At 29.4% G+C, this 21681-nt stretch carries 24 protein-coding genes and 4 tRNA genes; 23 read left to right on the top strand and 5 right to left on the bottom strand.

All coding sequences use genetic code 11. The features are described 5' to 3' along the window. Nucleotide 1 precedes the first annotated feature (1 nt). Nucleotides 2-1342, top strand: a complete 1341-nt coding sequence (locus tag CSPB_RS07395; protein WP_089193744.1) for a sodium-dependent transporter — start codon at nt 2-4, stop codon at nt 1340-1342. On the opposite strand, the gene CSPB_RS07390 is transcribed toward CSPB_RS07395, so the two are convergent. The 3 genes from CSPB_RS07390 to CSPB_RS07380 are packed head-to-tail and all read right to left on the bottom strand — an operon-like array spanning nt 1339 to nt 3238. Continuing rightward, nucleotides 1339-2106, bottom strand: coding sequence for a UDP-N-acetylmuramate dehydrogenase (locus CSPB_RS07390; RefSeq protein ID WP_227484161.1), 768 nt, complete (start codon nt 2104-2106; stop codon nt 1339-1341). The two genes, CSPB_RS07395 and CSPB_RS07390, sit on opposite strands and share 4 nt — an antisense overlap. Next, nucleotides 2103-2369: a flagellar biosynthesis protein FliQ gene (fliQ, locus tag CSPB_RS07385; protein WP_033916361.1), complete on the bottom strand. Its 267-nt coding sequence runs from the start codon at nt 2367-2369 to the stop codon at nt 2103-2105. Before fliQ ends, CSPB_RS07390 begins: the two co-directional genes overlap by 4 nt. A 2-nt stretch (nt 2370-2371) precedes the next feature. Then, entirely contained in the window at nt 2372-3238 is an 867-nt protein-coding gene (locus CSPB_RS07380) for a menaquinone biosynthesis family protein (protein WP_089193742.1), read from the bottom strand. Between the two features lie 148 nt (nt 3239-3386). Between CSPB_RS07380 and CSPB_RS07375 the strand changes: the two genes are divergently transcribed. The 22 genes from CSPB_RS07375 (at nt 3387) to CSPB_RS07275 (ending at nt 20639) form a co-directional block, all read left to right on the top strand. Continuing rightward, nucleotides 3387-3462 (top strand) — tRNA-Val (locus CSPB_RS07375). A gap of 14 nt (nt 3463-3476) precedes the next feature. Continuing rightward, a tRNA-Asp gene (locus tag CSPB_RS07370) sits at nt 3477-3553 on the top strand. 6 nt (nt 3554-3559) lie between these two features. After that, nucleotides 3560-3632, top strand: a tRNA-Lys gene (locus tag CSPB_RS07365). Between the two features lie 248 nt (nt 3633-3880). Continuing rightward, nucleotides 3881-4381 carry a hypothetical protein gene (locus tag CSPB_RS07360; RefSeq protein ID WP_033916359.1) on the top strand — a complete coding sequence of 167 codons (501 nt, stop codon included), beginning with the start codon at nt 3881-3883 and terminating at the stop codon, nt 4379-4381. A 111-nt stretch (nt 4382-4492) separates the two neighbouring features. After that, complete coding sequence (locus CSPB_RS07355) at nt 4493-5227, top strand: CPBP family glutamic-type intramembrane protease (protein ID WP_089193741.1); 735 nt, start codon at nt 4493-4495, stop codon at nt 5225-5227. A gap of 281 nt (nt 5228-5508) precedes the next feature. Beyond that, nucleotides 5509-5583, top strand: a tRNA-Glu gene (locus CSPB_RS07350). Between the two features lie 127 nt (nt 5584-5710). Then, a complete protein-coding gene (locus CSPB_RS07345) occupies nt 5711-6952 on the top strand; it encodes a GGDEF domain-containing response regulator (RefSeq protein ID WP_089193740.1) in 1242 nt (413 codons plus the stop codon). Next, nucleotides 6949-7737, top strand: coding sequence for a TatD family hydrolase (locus tag CSPB_RS07340; RefSeq protein ID WP_089193739.1), 789 nt, complete (start codon nt 6949-6951; stop codon nt 7735-7737). The genes CSPB_RS07345 and CSPB_RS07340 overlap by 4 nt, the downstream gene beginning before the upstream one ends. An 8-nt stretch (nt 7738-7745) precedes the next feature. Beyond that, entirely contained in the window at nt 7746-8963 is a 1218-nt protein-coding gene (locus CSPB_RS07335; protein ID WP_089193738.1) for a lytic transglycosylase domain-containing protein, read from the top strand. Between the two features lie 64 nt (nt 8964-9027). After that, on the top strand, nt 9028-9714 hold the full coding sequence (locus CSPB_RS08700) for a septal ring lytic transglycosylase RlpA family protein (RefSeq protein WP_404813366.1): 687 nt from the start codon (nt 9028-9030) through the stop codon (nt 9712-9714). 6 nt (nt 9715-9720) lie between these two features. Continuing rightward, nucleotides 9721-10293 carry an imidazoleglycerol-phosphate dehydratase HisB gene (hisB, locus tag CSPB_RS08695; RefSeq protein WP_033916354.1) on the top strand — a complete coding sequence of 191 codons (573 nt, stop codon included), beginning with the start codon at nt 9721-9723 and terminating at the stop codon, nt 10291-10293. After that, nucleotides 10290-10772, top strand: a complete 483-nt coding sequence (locus CSPB_RS07325) for a KdsC family phosphatase (protein ID WP_089193737.1) — start codon at nt 10290-10292, stop codon at nt 10770-10772. The genes hisB and CSPB_RS07325 overlap by 4 nt, the downstream gene beginning before the upstream one ends. Continuing rightward, nucleotides 10766-11284: an LPS export ABC transporter periplasmic protein LptC gene (lptC, locus tag CSPB_RS07320; RefSeq protein ID WP_089193736.1), complete on the top strand. Its 519-nt coding sequence runs from the start codon at nt 10766-10768 to the stop codon at nt 11282-11284. Before CSPB_RS07325 ends, lptC begins: the two co-directional genes overlap by 7 nt. Further along, the gene (locus CSPB_RS07315; RefSeq protein WP_033916351.1) at nt 11266-11742 is read left to right on the top strand and encodes an LptA/OstA family protein; all 477 of its coding nucleotides are present in this window, start codon (nt 11266-11268) and stop codon (nt 11740-11742) included. Before lptC ends, CSPB_RS07315 begins: the two co-directional genes overlap by 19 nt. Beyond that, nucleotides 11739-12335, top strand: a complete 597-nt coding sequence (gene yihA / locus CSPB_RS07310) for a ribosome biogenesis GTP-binding protein YihA/YsxC (RefSeq protein WP_033916350.1) — start codon at nt 11739-11741, stop codon at nt 12333-12335. The genes CSPB_RS07315 and yihA overlap by 4 nt, the downstream gene beginning before the upstream one ends. Continuing rightward, on the top strand, nt 12332-12790 hold the full coding sequence (locus tag CSPB_RS07305; RefSeq protein WP_089193735.1) for an N-acetyltransferase: 459 nt from the start codon (nt 12332-12334) through the stop codon (nt 12788-12790). The genes yihA and CSPB_RS07305 overlap by 4 nt, the downstream gene beginning before the upstream one ends. Continuing rightward, nucleotides 12757-13245, top strand: a complete 489-nt coding sequence (locus CSPB_RS07300) for a hypothetical protein (RefSeq protein WP_033916348.1) — start codon at nt 12757-12759, stop codon at nt 13243-13245. Before CSPB_RS07305 ends, CSPB_RS07300 begins: the two co-directional genes overlap by 34 nt. Then, nucleotides 13242-15056 carry a penicillin-binding protein 2 gene (gene mrdA, locus CSPB_RS07295; protein ID WP_089193734.1) on the top strand — a complete coding sequence of 605 codons (1815 nt, stop codon included), beginning with the start codon at nt 13242-13244 and terminating at the stop codon, nt 15054-15056. Before CSPB_RS07300 ends, mrdA begins: the two co-directional genes overlap by 4 nt. Nucleotides 15057-15139: 83 nt before the next feature. Next, complete coding sequence (gene alaS / locus CSPB_RS07290) at nt 15140-17683, top strand: alanine--tRNA ligase (RefSeq protein ID WP_089193733.1); 2544 nt, start codon at nt 15140-15142, stop codon at nt 17681-17683. Next, nucleotides 17680-18168, top strand: a complete 489-nt coding sequence (locus CSPB_RS07285) for a hypothetical protein (protein ID WP_089193732.1) — start codon at nt 17680-17682, stop codon at nt 18166-18168. Before alaS ends, CSPB_RS07285 begins: the two co-directional genes overlap by 4 nt. Beyond that, the gene (gene maf, locus CSPB_RS07280) at nt 18169-18711 is read left to right on the top strand and encodes a septum formation inhibitor Maf (RefSeq protein WP_089193731.1); all 543 of its coding nucleotides are present in this window, start codon (nt 18169-18171) and stop codon (nt 18709-18711) included. Then, nucleotides 18708-20639 (top strand): transglycosylase domain-containing protein, encoded by a 1932-nt coding sequence (locus CSPB_RS07275; protein ID WP_089193730.1) that lies wholly within the window; start codon nt 18708-18710, stop codon nt 20637-20639. Before maf ends, CSPB_RS07275 begins: the two co-directional genes overlap by 4 nt. Here the strand turns inward: CSPB_RS07275 and CSPB_RS07270 are convergent. Both CSPB_RS07270 and mscL read right to left on the bottom strand, forming a co-directional pair. Continuing rightward, nucleotides 20636-21274, bottom strand: a complete 639-nt coding sequence (locus CSPB_RS07270; RefSeq protein ID WP_089193729.1) for a Crp/Fnr family transcriptional regulator — start codon at nt 21272-21274, stop codon at nt 20636-20638. The two genes, CSPB_RS07275 and CSPB_RS07270, sit on opposite strands and share 4 nt — an antisense overlap. Next, the gene (gene mscL, locus CSPB_RS07265) at nt 21268-21672 is read right to left on the bottom strand and encodes a large-conductance mechanosensitive channel protein MscL (protein ID WP_089193728.1); all 405 of its coding nucleotides are present in this window, start codon (nt 21670-21672) and stop codon (nt 21268-21270) included. Before mscL ends, CSPB_RS07270 begins: the two co-directional genes overlap by 7 nt. Nucleotides 21673-21681: the final 9 nt, after the last annotated feature.

The following is a 21681-nucleotide window of genomic DNA, read 5'->3' as shown; positions in this document are numbered from 1 at the left end:
CATGAATGATAAATTTACTCGTTTAGGTTTTATACTATCAGTTGCGGGTGGTGCTGTAGGTCTTGGAAATGCTTGGAAATTTCCAACTTTGGTTGGACAAAATGGTGGTTTTGCCTTTGTATTATTATATCTTGTGCTTACTTTAAGTATAGGTTTTAGTATATTTTTAGCAGAAATGGCTATGGGAAGACTTAGCGGAAAAGATCCAGTAAATTCGTATAAAAATTTAGCTCCGTCGCATTTAAAAAATTGGAAATACTCTGGTTTTACAATGCTTGGTGGAATTTTTGTTTTGTCATTTTATCTTGTGATAATGGGATGGGTCATAAGATACATTTTTATATCTTTTAGTGCCCTACCCCAAGATATAGAGACATCTAGCAAACTTTTTGGCAATTTTATAACAAACGATTTGAGTGGAAATTTATTTTTTTATTTTTTAGCTTTTTTTAGCACTTTAGCAGTAGTTTCAAAAGGTATAAAAAGTGGGATAGAAAAGCTAAATATTTATATAATGCCAACTCTTTTTATACTGCTTTTAGCATTGCTTGTTTACTCATTTAGTATGGAAGGTTTTAGCAAAGCTTTTGTTTTTCTTTTTAAACCAGATTTTTCTAAAATAACTTTTGATTCCGTTTTAACAGCTCTTGGACTTGCATTTTTTACACTTTGTGTTGGCATTGGATGTATTACAACTTACGCAGCTTCATTAGAAGATGATACAAATTTGGTAAAAAGTTCCATTAGTATAGTTTTTATAAATATTTTAATAGGGTTAATGATGGGACTTATAGTTTTTACATTTGTTTTTGAATTTAACGCAGATCCATCTACTCAAGGTACGGGACTTGTTTTTGTTAGCCTGATGACACTTTTTGCGAAAATTGGTATAATTGGAAATATCTTAGCGGTAACTTTTTTCGTGTCATTGTATTTTGCAGGAATCACAAGTGCAGTTTCTATGATAGAGCCTTTTGTATTCTATCTAATAAACGAATATAAAATTTCTCGCCTTAAAGCTTTGAGTTTTTGCGGTGTTTTGATTATATTTTTAAGTACTTTGTGTATTTTATCTATGCACTCTTCTTTTGGTGCTAAATTTACATTTTTTGATAAAAGTTTCTTTGATATTTTAGATTTTATTAGTTCAAATTTAATGCTACCTTTGGGTGCGTTTTTAACTGCAATTTTTGTTGGATATGTAATGGATAAAAATAAAATTTATAATTTATATAAAAAAAATATGAGTGGATTTTGGTTTAAAATTTGGTATAACTTTTTAAGATATGTTGCACCAGTTTGCGTTGTTATTATAGTTGTAAAACAGATATTTTTTAGCTAAACAACAACAACTTCTGTTTGAAGTAAAACACCAAATTTTTCGTAAGTTAGCTTTTTTGCGAGATTGATAAGGTGTATTGCTTCTTCATAAGATCCACCACCATAGTTGATTAAAAAATTTGCGTGTTTTTCGCTAAAGCCGCAATTTCCGTATCTGTAGCCTTTCAATCCAGCAAGTTCTATTAGTCTTCCCGCACTATCATTTGGAGGGTTTTTAAAACAACTTCCAAAACTATATCCCTTTGGTTGATTTGACCTTTTTAATGCTATATTTGTGCAAATTTCGTTATCAAAGCCATTAATTGCATTAAAATTTGCTTCAAAAATGATACCTTTGATATCGCTTTTTCTATATTCAAATTTTATATCGTCTTTGTAAAAAACACCTAAATTTGTTTTTAAATTTATTAGATTATCGGATATATTATATCCACAAAGTCCTGCATTCATTATAAGAAGTCCGCCAAGAGTTCCAGGGATTCCAGCTAAAAACTCAAAACCTTTAATGTTATGTTTTTTTGTAAAATTGTAAATTTTAGCACTTTTGGTTTTTGCTCCAATCCTTAAAATACCGTTTTCAAATTTAATAAAATCAAATTTATTATCTAAAATTCCGAGTTTTGGTGGATTTGGCGATACTAAAATATTATTTGCACCGCCTATCATAATGCCACTAAATTTAGATTTTTCATCTACTATCTCAACTTCGCAAATAGAGCCTATACGCACAGAGCTAAATTTAGAAAAGTCAATTATTTTTTTCAAAATATAAACTTAGGTATGAAGTTAAACATATTTGTCGTAAAGTCTATCATCATATTCATCATCCAAGGCATTGTAAATACGATAACAATAACAACTAAAATTATTTTTGGTACAAAACTTAGCGTCATTTCGTTTATTTGCGTGGTTGCTTGAAAAATACTTATGGCAAGACCAGCTATAAGACCGGCTAAAAGCATAGGAAGTGATAGATATAAAGCTATTTTAAATGTTTCTATGCCAAGTTTTATGAGTGTTGATTCCATATTTACGAGTTCCTAATATTTTCATAATCTGTTGGTATTAAATAATCATTTATATCTATTAGCTTATGGAAAAAATTAGCCCTAAAACCAAGTTCAAAAAGCTTATTTGCTGCTTTTAGTTGAAGTTCATTCATACTAATAGACTCGGCATTTGCATAAAGACCAAGATATTTTTCGAGTTTTATCTCATCAACTCTTATCATATTTCTTTCCATTAACATAGATGATAATGTTTTTGCATTATCGTGGGCCACTTTTACAGCTTTTGTAAGTGTTTTTTCGCACTCTATAGCATCAACTAGTGGCATACTTCGCCTTAATGCCATACAGCCTAAAGGAAAAGGCAAATTTCCACCACTTAATTCATTCCAAATATCCCAAAGTTCTCTTTCAACACAAAGTGAGCTATCAAATTCTAAAATACTTTCATGTATCAAAACTCCAGCATCAACTTCGCCATTTAAAACTGCATTTTCTATATCTAAAAAATTCTTATAAATAATTTTTGCTTGCGGGTATGCTATGCGAAAAATAAGTGCATTGCTTGTGTTTTCTCCGCTTAATGCAACCTTGAAGTTTTTCTTTAAGCTAACGCCTTTTTTCTTTATAAGTTTTGGTCCATATCCATCTCCAAAACTTACAGCACATCTTAACATTGCATAATCATCAGCTATTTTTGGATACAAACCAAAACTAATGGCTGTCACATCATATGTTCCTTTGATAGATTCAACATTTAATGTTTCTATATCAAGAGCTGTATTTTTAAAGTTAAGCGTTTTGCTAGTAACCCAGCCAAATTTGATCGCCATATACATAAAAATATCATCAGCATCTGGAGAGTGTGCTACACTTATGTTTTTTTTCAAAATTAGTCCTTTTTTATAAAGATTTTAACATAAAAATATATAAAAATAAATAACAAAAATTATAAATATTTATGGTTTTATTATTTTCTTGACTTTTAAAAATTATTTTTATATAATTGCAACTTTCTTATAATTTCTATAACTTGATGGTCGCTTAGCTCAGTTGGTAGAGCGCCACCCTTACAAGGTGGATGTCATAAGTTCGAGTCTTATAGCGACCACCATGTCATTACTTGGTGCAGCGGTAGTTCAGCTGGTTAGAATGCCGCCCTGTCACGGCGGAGGTCGCGAGTTCGAGCCTCGTCCGCTGCGCCACTTCTTGTCTCGTTAGCTCAGCTGGTAGAGCATATCACTCTTAATGATGTGGCCGTAGGTTCGAACCCTACACGGGACATAATTAACTTAAATAAAAAACATACAAACAAAAAGTAGAATAAACAATTTAAAGCAAGTTTATATAAAGAGAATTTAGATTGTAAAAGTAGTTTATTTTATTGTAAGTTATGAAGTGCGTATAAGGAATAATTTATAAAAATTTGAATTAAATTAAAATTTTTATAAAAAATTAAAAAATTATTGCGAATTATGGTATAATAACTTCTCAAAACAAAGCAGAAATTAAAATTGACTTTAAGGAAATTTATGAAAAGAATTATATTATTAATTAATGCCTTTTTTATACTTTTTATTTTTAGCGGTTGTGCTAGTATTATAAAAGGCGGAAATCCAGAGGTTTTTTCATTAAACTCAAAACCTAGCAACGCTGATGTTACTATAACAGATATTAAGAAAAATGTAGTAGTTGTTGAAGAAAAAACCCCTTTTACAATAAGTCTTAGTAAATCAAATGGCTATTTTTCTAAAGCAAATTATTTAGTTAAAGTTAGCAAAGATGGATATAAAATAAAAGAGTTTACTATCGAATCAAAAGCTAATGGTTGGTATATTGGTGGAAATCTTGTATTTGGTAGTATTATTGGTTGGTTAATAGTCGATCCTCTAACAGGAGCAATGTATAACTTAGTGCCTGAAAAAATTGATGGTGTTGATACAACTGATAATAACTCAATTACTATAACGCTTTTAAGTGATTTAAGTAAAGAAGATCAGTTAAAAGTAAAAAAACAAAAACCTATAAATTAATAAAAATAAATAAAATTTCTGCTTTGTTTTATACTTCTAAATAAAAAACTTTTAAGATAAACATTTATTAAAATTTTGGTAAAATTGCCAGCAAATTTTTTAAGGATTTTTATGCAAACTTACTATAAAAACAAAAATTCTAAAATCACCACACTTTGTTGGTTTGATATTTTAACCATAACTTTGATTATGTTTTCGGTTGCTATTTATAATTCAACTACGCAGTATTTTGCCTTAAGTAGCGGGGATGTTAGCTTAGAAGAGAATTTGATATTTTCTTCATATCACAACTATATAGCCATTTTAGTTGAAGTTTTTTATCTATTTTTACTGTTTTTATATTTGAAATTTAGAAAATTTGATTTTAGTGTTTTATTTGGCAATATTAAATTTAGCCTAAAAGCAGTTTTGCAAGGGGTTTTAATTTTTTTATTTGTTGCGGTTTTGATGGACATTTATTTTTTTATTGTAGATATTTTTTTTGAGCTTTTTTATACAGATTCTGATATAGAAAATTTAGTTAAATTTGATATTTCTATTATTCTTTTTGCTTTAATTAATGGATTTTTTGAAGAGATTTTTTTCTTAGGAATTTGCTTAAGTGTAAAAAAAGAGTATATTAAATTTGCATTTTTATATAGCCTAATTATAAGGTTTAGTTTTCACACTTATCAAGGGATTTTAACTGCTCTAGGAATTGGTATTGTTTTGGGGACTGCTTTTTTTGTGATTTATAAATTTATGAAAACTAAAAATTTATTTGTATTTTTTATAGCACATTCTATTGGTGATATCATTGGCTTATCAATGGGATATTTTTTTGTACTGTTTGACTTGTGGTTTTAAATTTTTTTATTTTAAACTTAAAATAGTCTAAATTTAATGGATAATTTTTGTAAATTTAAAGAATAACAAAGCAAATTTGAAAATTAAAAGATAATTAGTTTATAAAATGATGGTTGAAAAGATTTAAGAATATATTATAATTTTATATTGACAAAATACAAAATAAAAGTGTATAATGGCATTTTACTTTTTCTTAAACATAGGGATTTTTGCTTACTAATTTTAATTAAGATAGCTAAATTAGGACAATACTCTACGGCATAATATACTTCAATATGTTTGGCTCCTTCGTCTAATGGTTAGGACGCTGGCCTCTCACGCCTGCAATACGAGTTCGAATCTCGTAGGAGTCACCATTTGATAAAATCCATGCATTAAAATAAATCACATATTCTTACTTAAATTTGGTTAATACTTATTTAAGCTTAATAATAAAAAAAAATGTTAAAATAGCACGATATTATATTAAAAAAAGAGTTTTTTATGAATAGTGAAAAAATACTAATAGTAGATGACAATAAAACATTAGCTAAGCTCATAGCTAGAAAAATGCAAAATAGCGTTGAATTGGATGTTGATGTTGCATATGATTTTGCTGAGGCTAAGGATTTAATGGATGAGAATAAAAATTATTTTCTAGCACTGCTTGATTTAAATTTACCAGATGCTCCGTATGGCGAAATAGTTGATTATGCCATATCAAAAGGTATCTTAGTTATAGTTTTAACAGGAAGCACAGATGAAGAAACTAAAAAGATATTTATAGAAAAAAATATAGTAGATTATGTCTACAAGGGAGATAAATATAATGTTGATTATATTTTTGAGACAGTAAATAGGCTTTATAGAAATAGAAAATATAAAGTCATGGTTGTAGATGATTCAATGCCTACTAGAAACATGATAAAAAATATTCTATCATCACAGCTTTTTAAAGTTTTTGCAGCAGCTCATGGCGAAGAAGCTATGGGCTATTTTGAAACAAATCCAGATATAAAATTGGTTTTAACTGATTATAATATGCCTGTAATGAATGGTAAGGAGCTTATCAAAAATCTTAGAGAAAAACATGATAAAAACTCATTAATAATTCTGGCATTAACAAGCGAAAGTTCGGTTGCATCAGATTTTCTTAAACTTGGTGCAAATGACTTTATCACAAAACCTTTTAGCAAAGATGAGCTTATTTGTAGGATAAACAACAACCTTGATACTATGGAAAATATCAATAAGATTTTTGATCTTGCAAATAAAGATTTTTTAACAGGATTATGCAACAGAAGGTATTTTTATGATGATATGGAAAAATATACTCATGATTTTCCTCTTCAAGATTTTGCAGTGTCTATGATTGACATAGATCATTTTAAAAAAGTAAATGATACATATGGACATGATGTTGGAGATGTTGTTATCAAGACTTTGGCAAAAGTTCTACTAAACAATACAAAAGAAAGTGATCTTGTGTCTAGATTTGGCGGAGAAGAGTTTTGTGTTGTTTTAAGAAATATAACTAAAGAAGATGCGGCAAAAATGCTCGTTAAAATTCGTGCAGCTGTAGCTAACGAGTTGGTAAAAATCAAAGATCATGAGATAAGATTTACGATTTCAATTGGTTTTTGTATGAATGATGGAAATCTTGATATAGATGAACTTATAGATAAAGCAGATGAGGCTTTATATAGAGCCAAAGAGGGTGGAAGAAATAGGGTAGAAATGTTATGATAATAGACACGCATTGTCATTTAGATGATGAATCTTTTGATAAAGATTTAGATGCTGTTATTCAAAAAGCCTTTAATAGTGGTGTAAAAAGCGTGATAATACCAGGGGCTAATTTGCAAGATTTGCCAAAAGCAAGAGATATTGCCCATAGATATGAAAATGTATTTTTTGCAGCAGGAATTCATCCTTATCATATAGATAATTTTGATATTGAAATTTTAAAGGAATTTTTAAAAGATAGTAAATGTATAGCTGTTGGTGAATGCGGTTTGGATTATTTTAGATTGCCAAAAGATGAGCAAGAAAAAGAAAATATAAAGTCATTACAAAAGCGATATTTTGGCTATCAAATAGAACTTGCAATGGATTTAAACAAACCTTTGATTATACATGCAAGAGAAGCTAATGAAGATATTTACCAAATTTTGCTAAAATACAAAGTTGATTTTAAAAAGGTGGTTTTGCATTGTTTTAATGCTTCTTTGCTATTGTTATCTTTAGCAAAATATGGAGCCTATTTTGGTATAGGTGGCGTTTTAACATTTAAAAATGCTAAAAATTTGGTTAAAATTTTACGCGATATTCCACTTGAAAATTTATTAATAGAAACAGATGCCCCTTATTTGACACCAGAGCCTCATAGAGGGACTAGAAATGAGCCAGTTTATACTAAATATGTAGCTAGTAAAATGGCTGAAATTTTAAATATGGATGTAAATGAGATAGAAGAAATTACGACTAAAAATTCAAAAAAACTATTTAAAGAGTTAAATAGTGTAGTGTAAGGAGAATCATGAGACGCATAATGGCTGTACTATTATGTTTTATTTTTACAACTCAGCTTTTTGGCTATGCTAAAAGTAGTTATATAAATCAAATCAAAGTTCTTAAAGAATTAGATATCCAGACAAGATATGCAAGTGATCCGATATTTTTATCAATAAAAGAAAATATTACTACAAGTGATAAAAAAGAATTTATAGATATTATTCAAGATGGATATAGTTATATACCAATGCTTAAAAAAATTATAGATGAAGCAGATATTCCTCACTCATTTTTATATCTTGCAATGGTAGAATCAGGCCTTTCAAATCATGCAAAATCAAATGTAAGTGCTGTTGGAATGTGGCAATTTATGAAAGAAACTGCAAGACTTTATGGTTTAAAAATAGACCAATATGTAGATGAAAGAAAAGATCCTATAGCTGCTACGAAAGCTGCAATTTCATATCTAAAAGATTTAAAAGGTAAATTTGGTAAATGGTATTTAGCAGCTATGGCTTATAATTGTGGCGAGGGAAGACTAGGTAGGGCTATAAAATTAGCAGGAACTGATGATTTAGCAACATTAATAGATCCTCAAAAAAAATATGTTCCACTAGAAACTAGAATGTTTATAAGAAAAATTCTCTCAGCTGCTTATATAGCCGAGGATAATGACTTTATAATTTCAAATAATTCAGCTTTATTAAATAGACCAAATAAAATAAATGTTACTAAGGTTATAGTTCCTGGTGGAACACTATTATCGGAGATAAGTGATAGTATCGGACTTAGTTTAAATAAAATGAAAATTTACAACCCTCATTTAAAAAACGATATTACTCCGCCAAATACAAAAAATTATTATGTTTATATACCTTCAAATAAACAAGGTCTTTTTGCTAATAACTTTGATCCTAAAAAACAAGTGAAAAAAAATATATATATAGTAAAAAATGGTGATACTCTTAGCGGTATAGCAAGTAGATTTAATACAGATTCTAGGACAATAAAAGACATTAATTCTTTAAAAACAGATAAATTATCTATAAATCAAGAGTTGATGGTGCCTGCTTTGGCAGTTAAAAATGAAAAAGAAATTTCTAAAAGGCATTATATTATACAAAAAGGTGATACGCTTTCTGGCATAGCTCAAAAATTTTCAGTTAGCGTAAAAAATTTAAAAAGTGTAAATAATATAGCTAGTTCAAATTTACGCATTGGAGAAAAAATTGTTATACCATAAATACTCGCTTATAAGCATAGTTATATGTCTAGTTTTTAGTGGGTGTTCTTTAGGCGCACCAATAATTTCACCATCTAGAAATGATGGCGGAACAATAATTAATTCCCCAAATATGCATAGAGCTACCATGAGACCATATAAGGTTAACGGAAAAACATATTATCCGACTATTGTAAATGTTGGGGATATAGCAAGCGGTATTGCTAGCTGGTATGGACCTGATTTTCATGGCAAAAAAACATCTAATGGCGAAATTTATAATATGTATGCAATGACTGCAGCACATAAAACTTTGCCAATGAATACTGTTGTAAGAGTTACAAATTTAAGTAATTCTAAAGAGGTAGTCGTTAGGATAAATGATAGAGGACCTTTTGTGCAAAACAGAATTATAGATCTTTCTAAAAGTGCTGCAAGTAAGATAAATATGATAGCAACAGGCACAGCCCCTGTAAAAGTTGAAGTTATAGGATTTAACGGAGCTGTAAATACTGCATCTAAGTCTGCACCTGTTAGTTTTGAGGGCGGAAATTTTATGGTTCAAATTGGTGCTTTTAGAAATATAGATGGAGCAAAAGTATATCAGAAGAATTATCATGGTTCTGATGGATATAAAACGGTTGTAAAAACATATAGATTAGATAATAAACCAATCCATAGAGTTTTTTTAACTGGATTTAGAAGTGAAGATGAAGCAAGAGATTATGCACGCTCAGGAAAAATAGATGGTGCATTTATTGTTAGGGAATAGGTAAACATGATACAAAAAACAAGAAAAACTAAAGAAACAGATATAAGTATAGAACTTGAAATTTATGGAACAGGCAAACATGATATAGATACAGGTATAGGTTTTTTTGATCACATGCTTGGTTCCTTTGCAAAACACTCTTTATTTGACCTTAAAATTAAAGCTAATGGTGATTTGAATGTTGATTTTCATCATACTGTTGAAGATGTTGGTATTTTATTAGGAGAGTGTTTAAAAGATAGCATATACCCAATTAATGGAATTGAGAGATTTGGCGATAGTGTAGTAACTATGGATGAAGCTGCAGTTAGTGTAGCTATAGATCTTTGTAATAGATTTTACCTAGTGTATGAGAGTATTGATAGTGGCAAAGTAGGAGATTTTGATATAGAACTTGTTGAAGAGTTTTTTAGAGCATTTAGTTTAAATTCTTGTATAAATTTGCATCTAACAAAACTAAGAGGAAATAATTCTCATCATATTATAGAAGCTAGTTTTAAGGCTGTTGCTGTCGCATTAAGAAGAGCTTTAAGTAAAAATGACAGGGTTGAAATTCCAAGCACAAAAGGTGTTTTATGATAGAGATTATTTTTTTGGATGTTGATGGTTGTTTAACGGATGGAAAAATAATATATTCTCCAAACGGAGAGATAAAAGAATTTGATGTAAAAGATGGTTTTGGTATAGAAGGTTGGTTAAAGCTTGGCAAAAAAGTAGCAATAATAACAAAAAGAAACTCACTTAGAGTTGAAGAAAGAGCAAGAGATCTTAAGATATCTTATGTTTTTCAAGGTGTGAAAGATAAACTCAAAACAGCTGAAGAAATTTTACAAAAAGAAAATTTAAGTTTTGAAAATGCTGCTGCTATAGGCGATGATTATAATGATCAAGCTTTGTTAAGTAAGGTTAAAAGAAGTTTTAAGCCAAGTGACGCTACAAATGAACTTATTGTTCAAACTACTTTAACTCGCAATGGTGGCAATGGTGCCATAAGGGAGATGATAGAAATACTAATGAAAGAAAATGGCATTTTTGAAGATTGGGCTAAAGTGTGGTAATAAAAATATTTTATTTTGTCATAGCTCTCTTTAGTGTTTCAATGGCTCTTATTGCTTTTCAAAGTCCATATTTAAAGCAAATTTCTAAAATTGAAGTAGGCATTGCTAGTATGCAAATGAATGGAATTAAAAACTACGAGATAAATTCCAGCGGTATAAATGGACTTTATGAAGCAACAAAAGCTCTTAGAATAAATGACGATGATTATTTTTATGATTTTAAAGGAAAAATTCTAAGGGACGATACTGTGCATAATCTTCGTTCAGATGAAGGGATTTACAAAAAAGACGAGGTTATTTTCAAAAAAAATGCTTTTTATGAAAATAGCAATAATTTAAATTTTTCATCGCAAGAGATTATTTATGATATCAAAAGTGGAATTGTAAAAAGCGATGTCGATTTTGTTGCTACGCAAAATAAGGATAAAATTATTGGCAAAAGTGTAAAATACGATACCAAAAATAAGCAAATTTATGCAAAGGGTGTGCATTCATGGATAAATTTAAAATAAAAATCGCTTTTTTTACTATTTTGTTTTCTTCGATATTATTTGCAGAACAAGTTGAGGTAACTGCTGATAATTTTTTTGCAGATGAGAAGAATTTTTATAGCGATTTAAAAGGAAATGTTGTTGTAAAAAAAGGCGATTACGATACTCTTTGGGCAGATAGCGTTAGAATAACATTTAATGAAAAAAAAGAACCCATCAAATACTTTGCCAAAGGCAATGCTAAATTTAAAGTTTTAGTAAATGAAAAACACTACGATGGAAATGCTGATGAACTAACCTATATCCCTCAAAAACAGCTTTATATCATGGATGGAAAAGCTTATTTACATGAAGAAGAAACAGATAAAAAGATTTATGGTAATATCATAGAAGTAAATCAAATAAATGGAACTTATGAAGTAAAAAGTAAAGATAAAAAGCCTGTTAGAATGATTTTTCAAGTTGAGGATAAAAAGTGATAAAAGTAGTTGATGCTAAATTTATAACTTCATGTGTAAATTTAGAAAGCTCTCCTGAATTTTCTACAAGTGAAATTGTATTTTTGGGGCGTTCAAATGTTGGTAAAAGTAGTTTTATAAACGCTATTGCTTGCAACAAATCTTTAGCAAAAAGTTCATCAACTCCAGGTAAAACCAGGCTTATAAATTTTTTTGATATTACATTTATGGATTTACAAGATAAATTTAGTCTTATTTTTGTAGATTTACCTGGATTTGGTTACGCAAAAGTTTCTAAAAAAGAGCAAGAAATTTGGAAAAAAAACTTAGATAAATTTTTAAATTTTAGAACCCAAATAAGACTTTTTGTACATCTTGTAGACTCAAGGCATGTTGGTTTGGAATCTGATATAAATTTAAAAAATTATATAAATGAATTTAAAAGAGTTGATCAGGAATTTATAACATTTTATACCAAATGTGATAAATTAAATCAAAGTGAAAAAAGTGCTATTTTAAAATATGATAAAAACGCACATTTAGTGTCTACTCTAAAAGGCATTGGTATAGATGAAGCTAGGCAAATCATCGTAGATAGGAGCTTAAATTTATGATTTCGTATAAAAAAGCTCTTTTGAAAGATATTTCTAGTATGCAAGATCTTGTTAAAAGCGAAGTTGAAAAAGGCATTATACTTCCAAGAAATAAAGATGAAGTAGCAACAAATATCCGCTCATACACTTTATGTTTTGAAGATGATACTTTGGCTGGATACGGTGCTTTACATATTCATAGTGATTTTTTAGCAGAAGTTAGAAGTTTGGTAGTATCTAAAGATTATAGAAACAGAGGCGTTGGTAGTGAAATTGTAAAACAACTTTTAGCAGAAGCAGAATTTTATGGTGTAAAAAATGTTATGACACTTACTTATAGAGATAAGTTTTTTATAAATTTAGGTTTTAAAATTATAGATAAATCAGAAATTCCTATGCAAAAAATTTGGGCTGATTGTATAAAATGTAAGCATTTTCCTATATGCGACGAAATAGCACTTATTTATCAAATATAAAATATATAATAAGTGTTTTAGCACTTTTTTTATATCAAGTTTTTACTACGATTATGCCATTACCGCCGCTTGTAGGTGTTGTTTTTTGTTATATGATAGTTATGCTTTTAAAAAAAGAGAAAACTCTTGGTAATCTTGGTAAAGATTGGTATGTTTGCATATTATATCTGTTTTTTGTAGAACAAATTCATGGATTTTACCTTTTTTCTATGTTGATAGCATTTTTGATTTTTTATAATTTTTTATTAGACTGGTTGCTAATAAATATGAAATATAGATCATTGATTTTAGTTATAATAACGGCTGGATCATATATCTGCATACTTTTAATAAATGAACTTTTTGCATATATACAAAATAGCCAAGATTTTTTAAACTTTAGCAAAGAGTATTTTATTTTTATTGGTATAGAATCTTTTATGTCTATATTTTTATTTCGTGAGAAAATATTATGAGAATGCGCCTTATTTTTGGGATAATTGCTATTTTTTGGATTATTTTGCTTACGAGAATTTACTATTTATCCATAAAATCAAATAAATATTATGAAGAAATAGCAGAGCAAAATGCAGTAAAAACTGAACTAATAGCACCAGTTAGGGGCAATATTTATGATATAAAAGGTAAGCCTCTTGCTGTAAATAGGCTTGGCTTTTCTATATCCGTAAAACCACATATAAGCAATAAAGAAGAGATTTTAGATGATGAGATAAATGCTATAGTTTCTTTATTTGGTGATTTAAATGCTACGAAGATAAAAAAAGATTATAAAAAAAATGATTCTCCTTATAATCAAGATTTTATAGAAGTTGTGGATTTTATAGATTATGATGTAATGCTTCCACACTTTGCTAAATTAGTTCTAAGACATAATTTACTTATAAAACCAGCTTCAAAGCGACATTATCCCAATGATAACATAGCTTCACATGTTATAGGATATGTTGGTAGAGCAAATTTGGATGATTACAATAACGATCCTATGACAAAACTTACAAACTACACAGGTAGAAATGGTGTAGAGAGGTATTATAACTCGGTATTACAAGGAATAAACGGAGAAAGAAAGACAAAAGTTACCGCACTAAATAAAGAAGTTGAGGAAATTTCATATACAAAACCAAGGAGTCAAGATATAAAGCTTACTATAGATCTTGATTTGCAAAAATATATATATGAAAATTTTGAACATAGAGCTGGTGCTATAATTGTTATGGATTTAAATGACGGAGCTATTTTATCGGCAGTAAGTTTTCCAGAATACAATCTAAATCCTTTTGTAACTGGAATTAGTTATGAGCAGTGGAATAATATAGTAAATAGCCCAGATCATCCCTTTACAAATAAGTTGGTAAATGGTCTTTATCCACCAGCATCAACTATAAAAATGGCTAGCGCAATGGCATTTTTAGATAGTGGAAAAATGACAAAAGATGATGGATTTTTTTGTAGCGGAAGTTTTGAGTTAGGTGGGCGTAAATTTAGATGCTGGAAGAGTTCTGGACATGGATTTGTGAATTTAAATGATGCGATAAAATATAGTTGCGATGATTATTTTTACAAAGGAAGCTTTAAAGTTGGTATAGATGAAATGGTGCCTATATATGAAAAATTTGGTTTTGGTTACAAAACTAATGTTGATTTGCCAAACGAATTTGTTGGAACTGTGCCTAGTAGAAGTTGGAAAAAGCAAAAAACAGGGGAGAGCTGGTATCAAGGCGATACGCTTATTACATCTATTGGACAGGGTAGTTTTCTTGTAACTCCTATGCAAATGGCTAAATTTATAGGAGCACTTGCAACAAATAAAAATATAACGCCTCATTTTTTAGATTCTATAGATGAACAAAAAGTCAAATTTGAAGTTACTGATTTATTTATAGATCCTCAAAAAATACAAAATTTATCGTATGTTAAAAAAGCTATGAAAGATGTTGCAAATAGCGAAGGTGGAACTGCTCTTAGAGTTTTATCTCAAAGCAATATAACTCTTGGAACAAAAACAGGAACAGCTCAAGTTGTTGGTATTGCACAAAGCGAAAAAGTTCGTATGAAAGAAGCCGATATGGAATACTATCAAAGATCTCACGCTTGGATGACAACATTTGGACCTTACGAAGAGCCAAAATATGCAGTAATTGTCTTAGTAGAACATGGTCAAAGTGGCGGTAGAGCAGGTGGACCAATAACTGTTAAAATATTTAATAAACTAATAGAAATGGGTTATATAGATAAGAAATTTTTAAAGCAAAATCAAAAAAAATAGATTTAATTTTTATCTTTTATAGGATTAAAACAAATTTTAGGATAAAATAATAAGTTTTAATATAAAAATTTAGGAAAATAAATATGGATATAAGAAAAGAATTTTTGGATTTTTTTAAAAATAAAGGACATGAGGTTATGCCTAGCTCACCTCTAGTTCCTGATGATGCAACGCTTCTTTTTACAAATGCAGGAATGGTGCCTTTTAAGAATATTTTTACAGGCGAGATTCCTAGACCAAATCCACCAATTCGTACAAGTTGCCAAACATGCATAAGGGCGGGTGGAAAGCATAATGATTTAGATAATGTGGGCTATACTGCAAGACACCATACTTTTTTTGAAATGCTTGGAAATTTTAGCTTTGGAGAGTATTTTAAGAATGAAGTTATACCTTATGCTTGGGAATTTATAACAGAAGTTTTAAAACTTCCAAAAGAAAAACTTTATGTTACTGTCCATGAAAAAGATGATGAAGCTTATGAAATTTGGTCTAAATATATCCAAAAAGATAGAATTTATAAATTTGGCGACAAAGATAACTTTTGGGCTATGGGAGAAACTGGACCGTGTGGACCTTGTAGTGAGATTTTTTATGATCAAGGACAAGAGCATTTTAATACTAGCGAAGATTATATGGGCGGAGATGGAGATAGATTTTTAGAAATTTGGAATCTTGTTTTTATGCAATTTGAAAGATCATCTGACGGCTCTTTAAAACCGCTTCCAAAACCAAGCATAGATACTGGTATGGGATTAGAGAGAATTACTGCTATTAAAGAAGGCGTATTTAGCAACTACGATACATCGATATTTATGCCCATTATAAACGAAGTTGCAAAGTTATGTTCTAAAAAATATGAATATAAAAGTGGAGCAAGTTATAGAGTTATAAGCGATCACATAAGATCTGTTGTGTTTTTGCTAGCTCAAGGCGTAAATTTCGATAAAGAGGGAAGAGGGTACGTTTTAAGAAGAATATTAAGAAGAGCATTAAGACATGGATATCTTCTTGGTATAAAAGAGCCTTTTATGTATAAACTTGTAGATATTGTTGTTAAACTTATGGGAGAGCATTATTCATACTTAAAAGATAAAAGCGAAATTGTAAAAGAACAGATAAAACTTGAAGAAGAGAGATTTTTAAGCACCATAGCATCTGGTCTTGAGTTGTTTAATGATGAATTAAAAAATACTAAAAATATTTTTAGTGGCGAAGTTGCATTTAAATTATATGACACTTATGGTTTTCCACTAGATCTTACTATAGATATGCTAAGAGAAAAAAACCTTAGTGTTGATGAGAAAAAATTTGATAAGCTTATGAGCGAACAACGCAAAAAAGCCAAAGCTAGTTGGAAAGGTAGTGGCGATAAGGCTATAGAAAGTGGAGATTTTAAGGTATTGCTTGAGAAATTTGGAGAAAATGAATTTGTTGGTTATGAAAAAACGATAAATAAAACAGAAATTCTAGCACTACTTGATGAAAATTTTAAATTGATAGATGAGTTAAGACCAAACACAAACGGTTGGATTATGCTTAAACAAACACCATTTTACGCACAAAGTGGCGGACAATGTGGTGACAAAGGAATTATAAATAATCAAAATGAAGTTATTGACACTCAAAAATTCTTTGGATTAAATTTAAGTTTTGTTAATTCAATAAATACTCTTAAAGTTGGTGATGAGGTAGAGTGCAAGGTTGATATAATAAGAGATGAAATAGCAAGACATCATAGTGCAACACATCTTCTTCACGCAGCATTAAAAAAAGTTTTAGGTAGCCATGTTATGCAAGCTGGAAGTAGCGTGGAAGCTACTAGACTTAGGTTTGATTTTTCTCACTCAAAAGCTATGAATAGCGAAGAAATAAGACAAGTTGAGGATATGGTAAATTTAGTTATATCTAGTAAAGAGGATGTAAAAACTGAGATTATGGATTTACAAGATGCTAAAAATAGCGGTGCTACAGCTCTTTTTGGTGAAAAATATGATCAAAAAGTAAGAGTTTTAAGTATGGGAAATTTTAGCAAAGAACTTTGTGGTGGAACTCATGTTAAAAATGTCAGTGAAATAGGCATGTTTTTAATATTAAAAGAAAGTGGAGTAAGTTCTGGAGTAAGAAGAATAGAAGCTGTATGTTCAAAAAGTGCTTTTGAGTTCATTAAAAATTTAAGAAAAGATTACACGGAAGTTTGTGAGATTCTAAAAACGACTTCTCCTATAGTTTCTATAGAAAAATTAAAAGATGAAATAAAAGCTTTAAAGTCTCAAATAAGTGCAATATCAAATTCAAGTGCCTTGGTTATCAATGATATTAATGGAATAAAAGTTGTTGTTAGTGATTTTGAAGGCGATATAAAAGAAAAAATAGATGAAGTAAAAAACAGATATGAAAAAGTTGTAATTTTACTTGGAAATAAAAAAGATGATAAGATAAATTTAGCAGCTGGTGTTAAAAATGCTCCGATAAAGGCTGGAGAGCTTGTTAGAAATGTTGCTAAAATTTTAGGCGGCGGTGGCGGCGGTCGTGATGATTTTGCAACTGCTGGTGGAAAGGATATATCAAAGATTAATGATGCTTATGAGTATGCAAAATCTTTTATAAAAGAGAGATTAAATTGATAGATATCGCCTTTGCAAAGTTAGAAAATATAGCTCCTTTTTTGCATATTTTGTCAGTTGCTATTTTTTTAGGCACAAGCATTAATGGGTGGGTAAGTGCAAAATTTGTATTTAGAAGAGTTGTTATAAATGAAGATAATGTTGAATTATTTTTTTATGCAATAAAAATCTTTGGCATAGTTATATTTTCATCGATGATAATTATTTTTTTAACCGGTATATTTTTAATAGGTGATAATCTTTTAAAAATAGCTGATCCTATGCTTGAAGCTATCATAGCTACGAAATTTGCAATCTTTTTATTTGTTTTAATAAATTTATTTTATATGGCTTTTAGATTTAAAAAATCCCTTAATGCAAAAAAACATCAAGATTATTTAGAAGTAAGAGAAAATTTGGTTATTATTTTTAGATATTTCACGCCATTAAATATCGTTTGTATGTGTTTTGCGATATTTTTGGGAATAAATTTTAGGAATTTATAGATGTTAACGCTTGCATCTTCATCTCAAACAAGAGCCGAAATTTTAAGGGAAAATGGCATTAATTTTAATCAAATTAAATTAAATTTTAAAGAAGAAGTAGAGCGTGTGGGTACTCCTTCAAAATATGTTTTAGATGTTGTAAAATCCAAACAAAAAGAATTTTTTGATATTTATCCAGATATGCAAAATGTTTTATTTGCTGATAGCATAGTTAGTGTTGGGGATAAAATTTTTGGTAAAGCAAAATATGAAAAAGATGCCTTAGATATGCTTCTTACACAAAGTGGAAACATTGTAAGTGTTTTTAGTGCAATGCTATTTTACTCTCAAAAATTTGAGATGATTAGCGTAAATGAGACGAAATTTGAATTTTTCAAATTTGAAGAAAATGATTTAAATTTTTATTTACAAAGTAATCAGTGGCAAGGAAAAGCAGGGGCTATGATGATAGAAGGATTTAATAAAAAATATATAAAAAGTTACTCTGGTTATTTAAGTAATGCAAGAGGGCTTTGTGTAGAAATTTTAAAGGCATTTTTATGAGGTATATTTTTGGAATTTTATTTGCTTGTTTTGTGGCTTTGGCTTTATTTATTGGAAAATTATATAGCGATATTCACTTTGAGGCATATAGCATAATTGATTATAATCCAAGATTAACTACTCAAATTTATGATAGAAACGGCGAACTTATAGCAAATGTATTTGATGATGAAAATAGATTGTATGTGGATTATAAAGACATACCGGGTAGAATCATAGAAGCACTTGTTGCGATAGAAGATACATCTTTTTTTGAACACGAGGGCATAAATATAGAAGCTATTTTTAGAGCTTTGATAAAAGATATAAAAGCCATGAAATTAGTTGAGGGTGCATCAACAATTACTCAACAACTTATAAAAAATGTCGCACTTAGTCCAGAAAAAAAGATTATAAGAAAAATGAAAGAAGCAGTTCTTGCATATGAAGTAGAAAATAAGCTTACAAAAGAGCAAATTTTAGAAAGATATCTAAATCATGTTTATTTTGGGCACGGGTATTATGGTATAAAAACTGCTGCAAATGGGTATTTTAGAAAAACTTTAGATGAACTAACATTAAAAGAAATTTCAATGCTTGTTGGTATGCCAAAAGCACCAAGTGCGTATGATCCAACAAAACATATGGATTTAGCTATTTCTCGTGCTAATAGTGTAATTAGCAGGATGTATGATTTGGGTTGGATAAATAAAAATGAGTATGAGATAGCTTTGGCAGAAGAACCTAAGGTATACAATGATACACTTAGCAAAAATAGAGCTCCTTATGTTGTTGATGAAGTTATAAAAGAAGCGTCTCTTTATTTTTCAGATATACGAATTGGCGGTTATATCATACAAACTAGCATTGATTTACAAGCCCAAGATAAAGCAGTAGAGGCGCTAAGATTTGGTTATAATGAAATTTTAAAAAGAGATAAAGATGCAAATAGCACGGTTTTAAATGGTGCTTTAATAGCAACCCATCCGCAAAGTGGCGATATATTAGCTCTTGTTGGTGGAGTTGATTATAATAAAAGTAACTATAATCGTGCTACTCAAGCTACTAGACAACTTGGTTCTAGTTTTAAGCCTTTTATTTATCAATTAGCTTTAAATTTGGGATATTCGCCTATGAGTAAAATTCCTGATGTAGCAAGAGTTTTTGAAAATGCAAATGCTGGTGAAGATTGGACTCCTAAAAATTATGGTAATAAATATAAAGGATTTATAACTTTAAAAGAGGCTTTAAGGGATTCAAGAAACTTAGCAACTATAAATTTACTAAACCAAATAGGTCTAGATGTGGCATATCAAAAACTTACAGAACTTGGTTTTAGTGGTGTATCTCAAGATTTATCAATAGCTCTTGGTAGTTTTGGTGTATCGCCTTTAGAAGCTTCTAGATTTTATTCTATGTTTCCAAATTTAGGAGAGATTGTTGAGCCAAAACTGATTAGAAAAGTTACAAATAAATTTGGCATAACTAAAATTTATGATTCAAAAAGAGCTTTTATAATGGAGCCTGAACAAGCGTATCTTATGGTTGATATGCTTCAAACTGTTGTAAATGAAGGAACTGGTAGAAGAGCAAGGGTTGATGGAGTAGAAATAGGCGGTAAAACTGGAACTACAAACAACAATGTAGATGCTTGGTTTTGCGGATTTGCACCAGAGCTTGCTGTGATGGTTTGGTATGGAAATGACAACAATACTCCAATGAAAAAAGTTGAGGGCGGAGCTAGAACTTCTGGACCTGTATTTAAAAAATTTGTTGAGGATTATAAAAAATTAAATCCAGATATGGAAACTAAGTTTGTAAAACCAGATGGTGTAAAAAGTATGATGTATCAAGGAAAAGAAGCATTTTATACAGATAAGTCCCCTCTTCCAAATTCATCTCAAATGGATAACTTGAATATGCAAGAAAGTGAAGGATTGATATTTTAAAGTAGTATATAAAGCTCTTTTAGGGCTTTGTTATTTATTATTTTTATTGTTTCTTTTTGTATTTCTATTAGTTTATTTTTTTTAAATTTAGATAGAATTCTAGACAGTGTTTCTGGAGTGATGTTTAACATTGTTGCTATTTGTATATTTTTAAGCAGTGAGAAAATTTCCAAATTTTCTACTAACTGTTTTGCAACTTTTGCTTCTGCGTTGAGTATTAGTTCGTTGTGTATAACCTCATTCATTATTTTGAGTTTTTGACTAAGTGATTTTATCATACCTAAAGATATATTTTCGTCGCTTAAACACTCTTTTTTAAAAAAATCAAATTCTATTTTTACTACTTCAGAATTAGATACAAATTTAGCACTAGCAGGATAAGGAATTCCTTCTAAAGTTGCAATTTCTGCTATGAACGATGGTGCTAAAATATTATGCAAAAAAATTTCACTTCCATTTTGCTTGGTTTTAAAAATCCGTATCTCACCTTTTATAAGAAGATGAAGCCATTTTGATTCCTCTCCTTCTATAAAAAGCAAATCTCCATTTTTATATTTTTTGATAACACTTGCATTTTCGATTTTTTTAATTTTTTGTTTATCAACATATTTAAAAAAAGATATTTTTTCTAGCACTGTTTTTTAAGCAAATCTCTTATTTCTGTAAGTAAAACTATATCTTCTTTTGGTTCTGGTTGTGCGTTTTCTTTTTTCTCGTCTTGTTTTCTTATTTTATTCATAGCTTTTATTGCTAAGAAAATGGCAAATGCTATGATTAAAAAATCAATTATGGTTTGTATAAATGAGCCGTAATTTAGCGTAACAGCGGGCGTTGTTCCAACGGCTTCTTTTAAAATAATATTCATATGACTAAAATTTACTCCCCCTGTTAATATTCCCATAATAGGCATTATGACATCTGAAACCAAAGATGAAACAATTTTTCCAAATGCTGCACCTATCACTACGCCAACTGCCATATCAACAACATTGCCTTTCATGGCAAATTCTTTAAATTCCTTTATAAAACTCATTTTTTTCCT

This window comes from Campylobacter sputorum (genome assembly GCF_002220775.1).
In the GTDB taxonomy this organism is placed as follows: Bacteria; Campylobacterota; Campylobacteria; order Campylobacterales; family Campylobacteraceae; genus Campylobacter_F; species Campylobacter_F bovis.
Note: the sequence above shows the minus strand (reverse complement) of the source record. Positions and strands in the feature narration are given on the sequence as shown.

Excerpts from the sequence above, each read along its gene's own strand:
- CSPB_RS07395 (WP_089193744.1), top strand. The coding sequence starts at position 2 with ATGAATGATAAATTTACTCGTTTAGGTTTTATACTATCAGTTGCGGGT.
- fliQ (WP_033916361.1), bottom strand. The coding sequence starts at position 2,369 with ATGGAATCAACACTCATAAAACTTGGCATAGAAACATTTAAAATAGCT.
- CSPB_RS07360 (WP_033916359.1), top strand. The coding sequence starts at position 3,881 with ATGAAAAGAATTATATTATTAATTAATGCCTTTTTTATACTTTTTATT.
- CSPB_RS07355 (WP_089193741.1), top strand. The coding sequence starts at position 4,493 with ATGCAAACTTACTATAAAAACAAAAATTCTAAAATCACCACACTTTGT.
- CSPB_RS07345 (WP_089193740.1), top strand. The coding sequence starts at position 5,711 with ATGAATAGTGAAAAAATACTAATAGTAGATGACAATAAAACATTAGCT.
- CSPB_RS07340 (WP_089193739.1), top strand. The coding sequence starts at position 6,949 with ATGATAATAGACACGCATTGTCATTTAGATGATGAATCTTTTGATAAA.
- CSPB_RS07335 (WP_089193738.1), top strand. The coding sequence starts at position 7,746 with ATGAGACGCATAATGGCTGTACTATTATGTTTTATTTTTACAACTCAG.
- hisB (WP_033916354.1), top strand. The coding sequence starts at position 9,721 with ATGATACAAAAAACAAGAAAAACTAAAGAAACAGATATAAGTATAGAA.
- CSPB_RS07325 (WP_089193737.1), top strand. The coding sequence starts at position 10,290 with ATGATAGAGATTATTTTTTTGGATGTTGATGGTTGTTTAACGGATGGA.
- CSPB_RS07315 (WP_033916351.1), top strand. The coding sequence starts at position 11,266 with ATGGATAAATTTAAAATAAAAATCGCTTTTTTTACTATTTTGTTTTCT.
- CSPB_RS07305 (WP_089193735.1), top strand. The coding sequence starts at position 12,332 with ATGATTTCGTATAAAAAAGCTCTTTTGAAAGATATTTCTAGTATGCAA.
- CSPB_RS07300 (WP_033916348.1), top strand. The coding sequence starts at position 12,757 with ATGCGACGAAATAGCACTTATTTATCAAATATAAAATATATAATAAGT.
- mrdA (WP_089193734.1), top strand. The coding sequence starts at position 13,242 with ATGAGAATGCGCCTTATTTTTGGGATAATTGCTATTTTTTGGATTATT.
- alaS (WP_089193733.1), top strand. The coding sequence starts at position 15,140 with ATGGATATAAGAAAAGAATTTTTGGATTTTTTTAAAAATAAAGGACAT.
- maf (WP_089193731.1), top strand. The coding sequence starts at position 18,169 with ATGTTAACGCTTGCATCTTCATCTCAAACAAGAGCCGAAATTTTAAGG.
- CSPB_RS07275 (WP_089193730.1), top strand. The coding sequence starts at position 18,708 with ATGAGGTATATTTTTGGAATTTTATTTGCTTGTTTTGTGGCTTTGGCT.
- mscL (WP_089193728.1), bottom strand. The coding sequence starts at position 21,672 with ATGAGTTTTATAAAGGAATTTAAAGAATTTGCCATGAAAGGCAATGTT.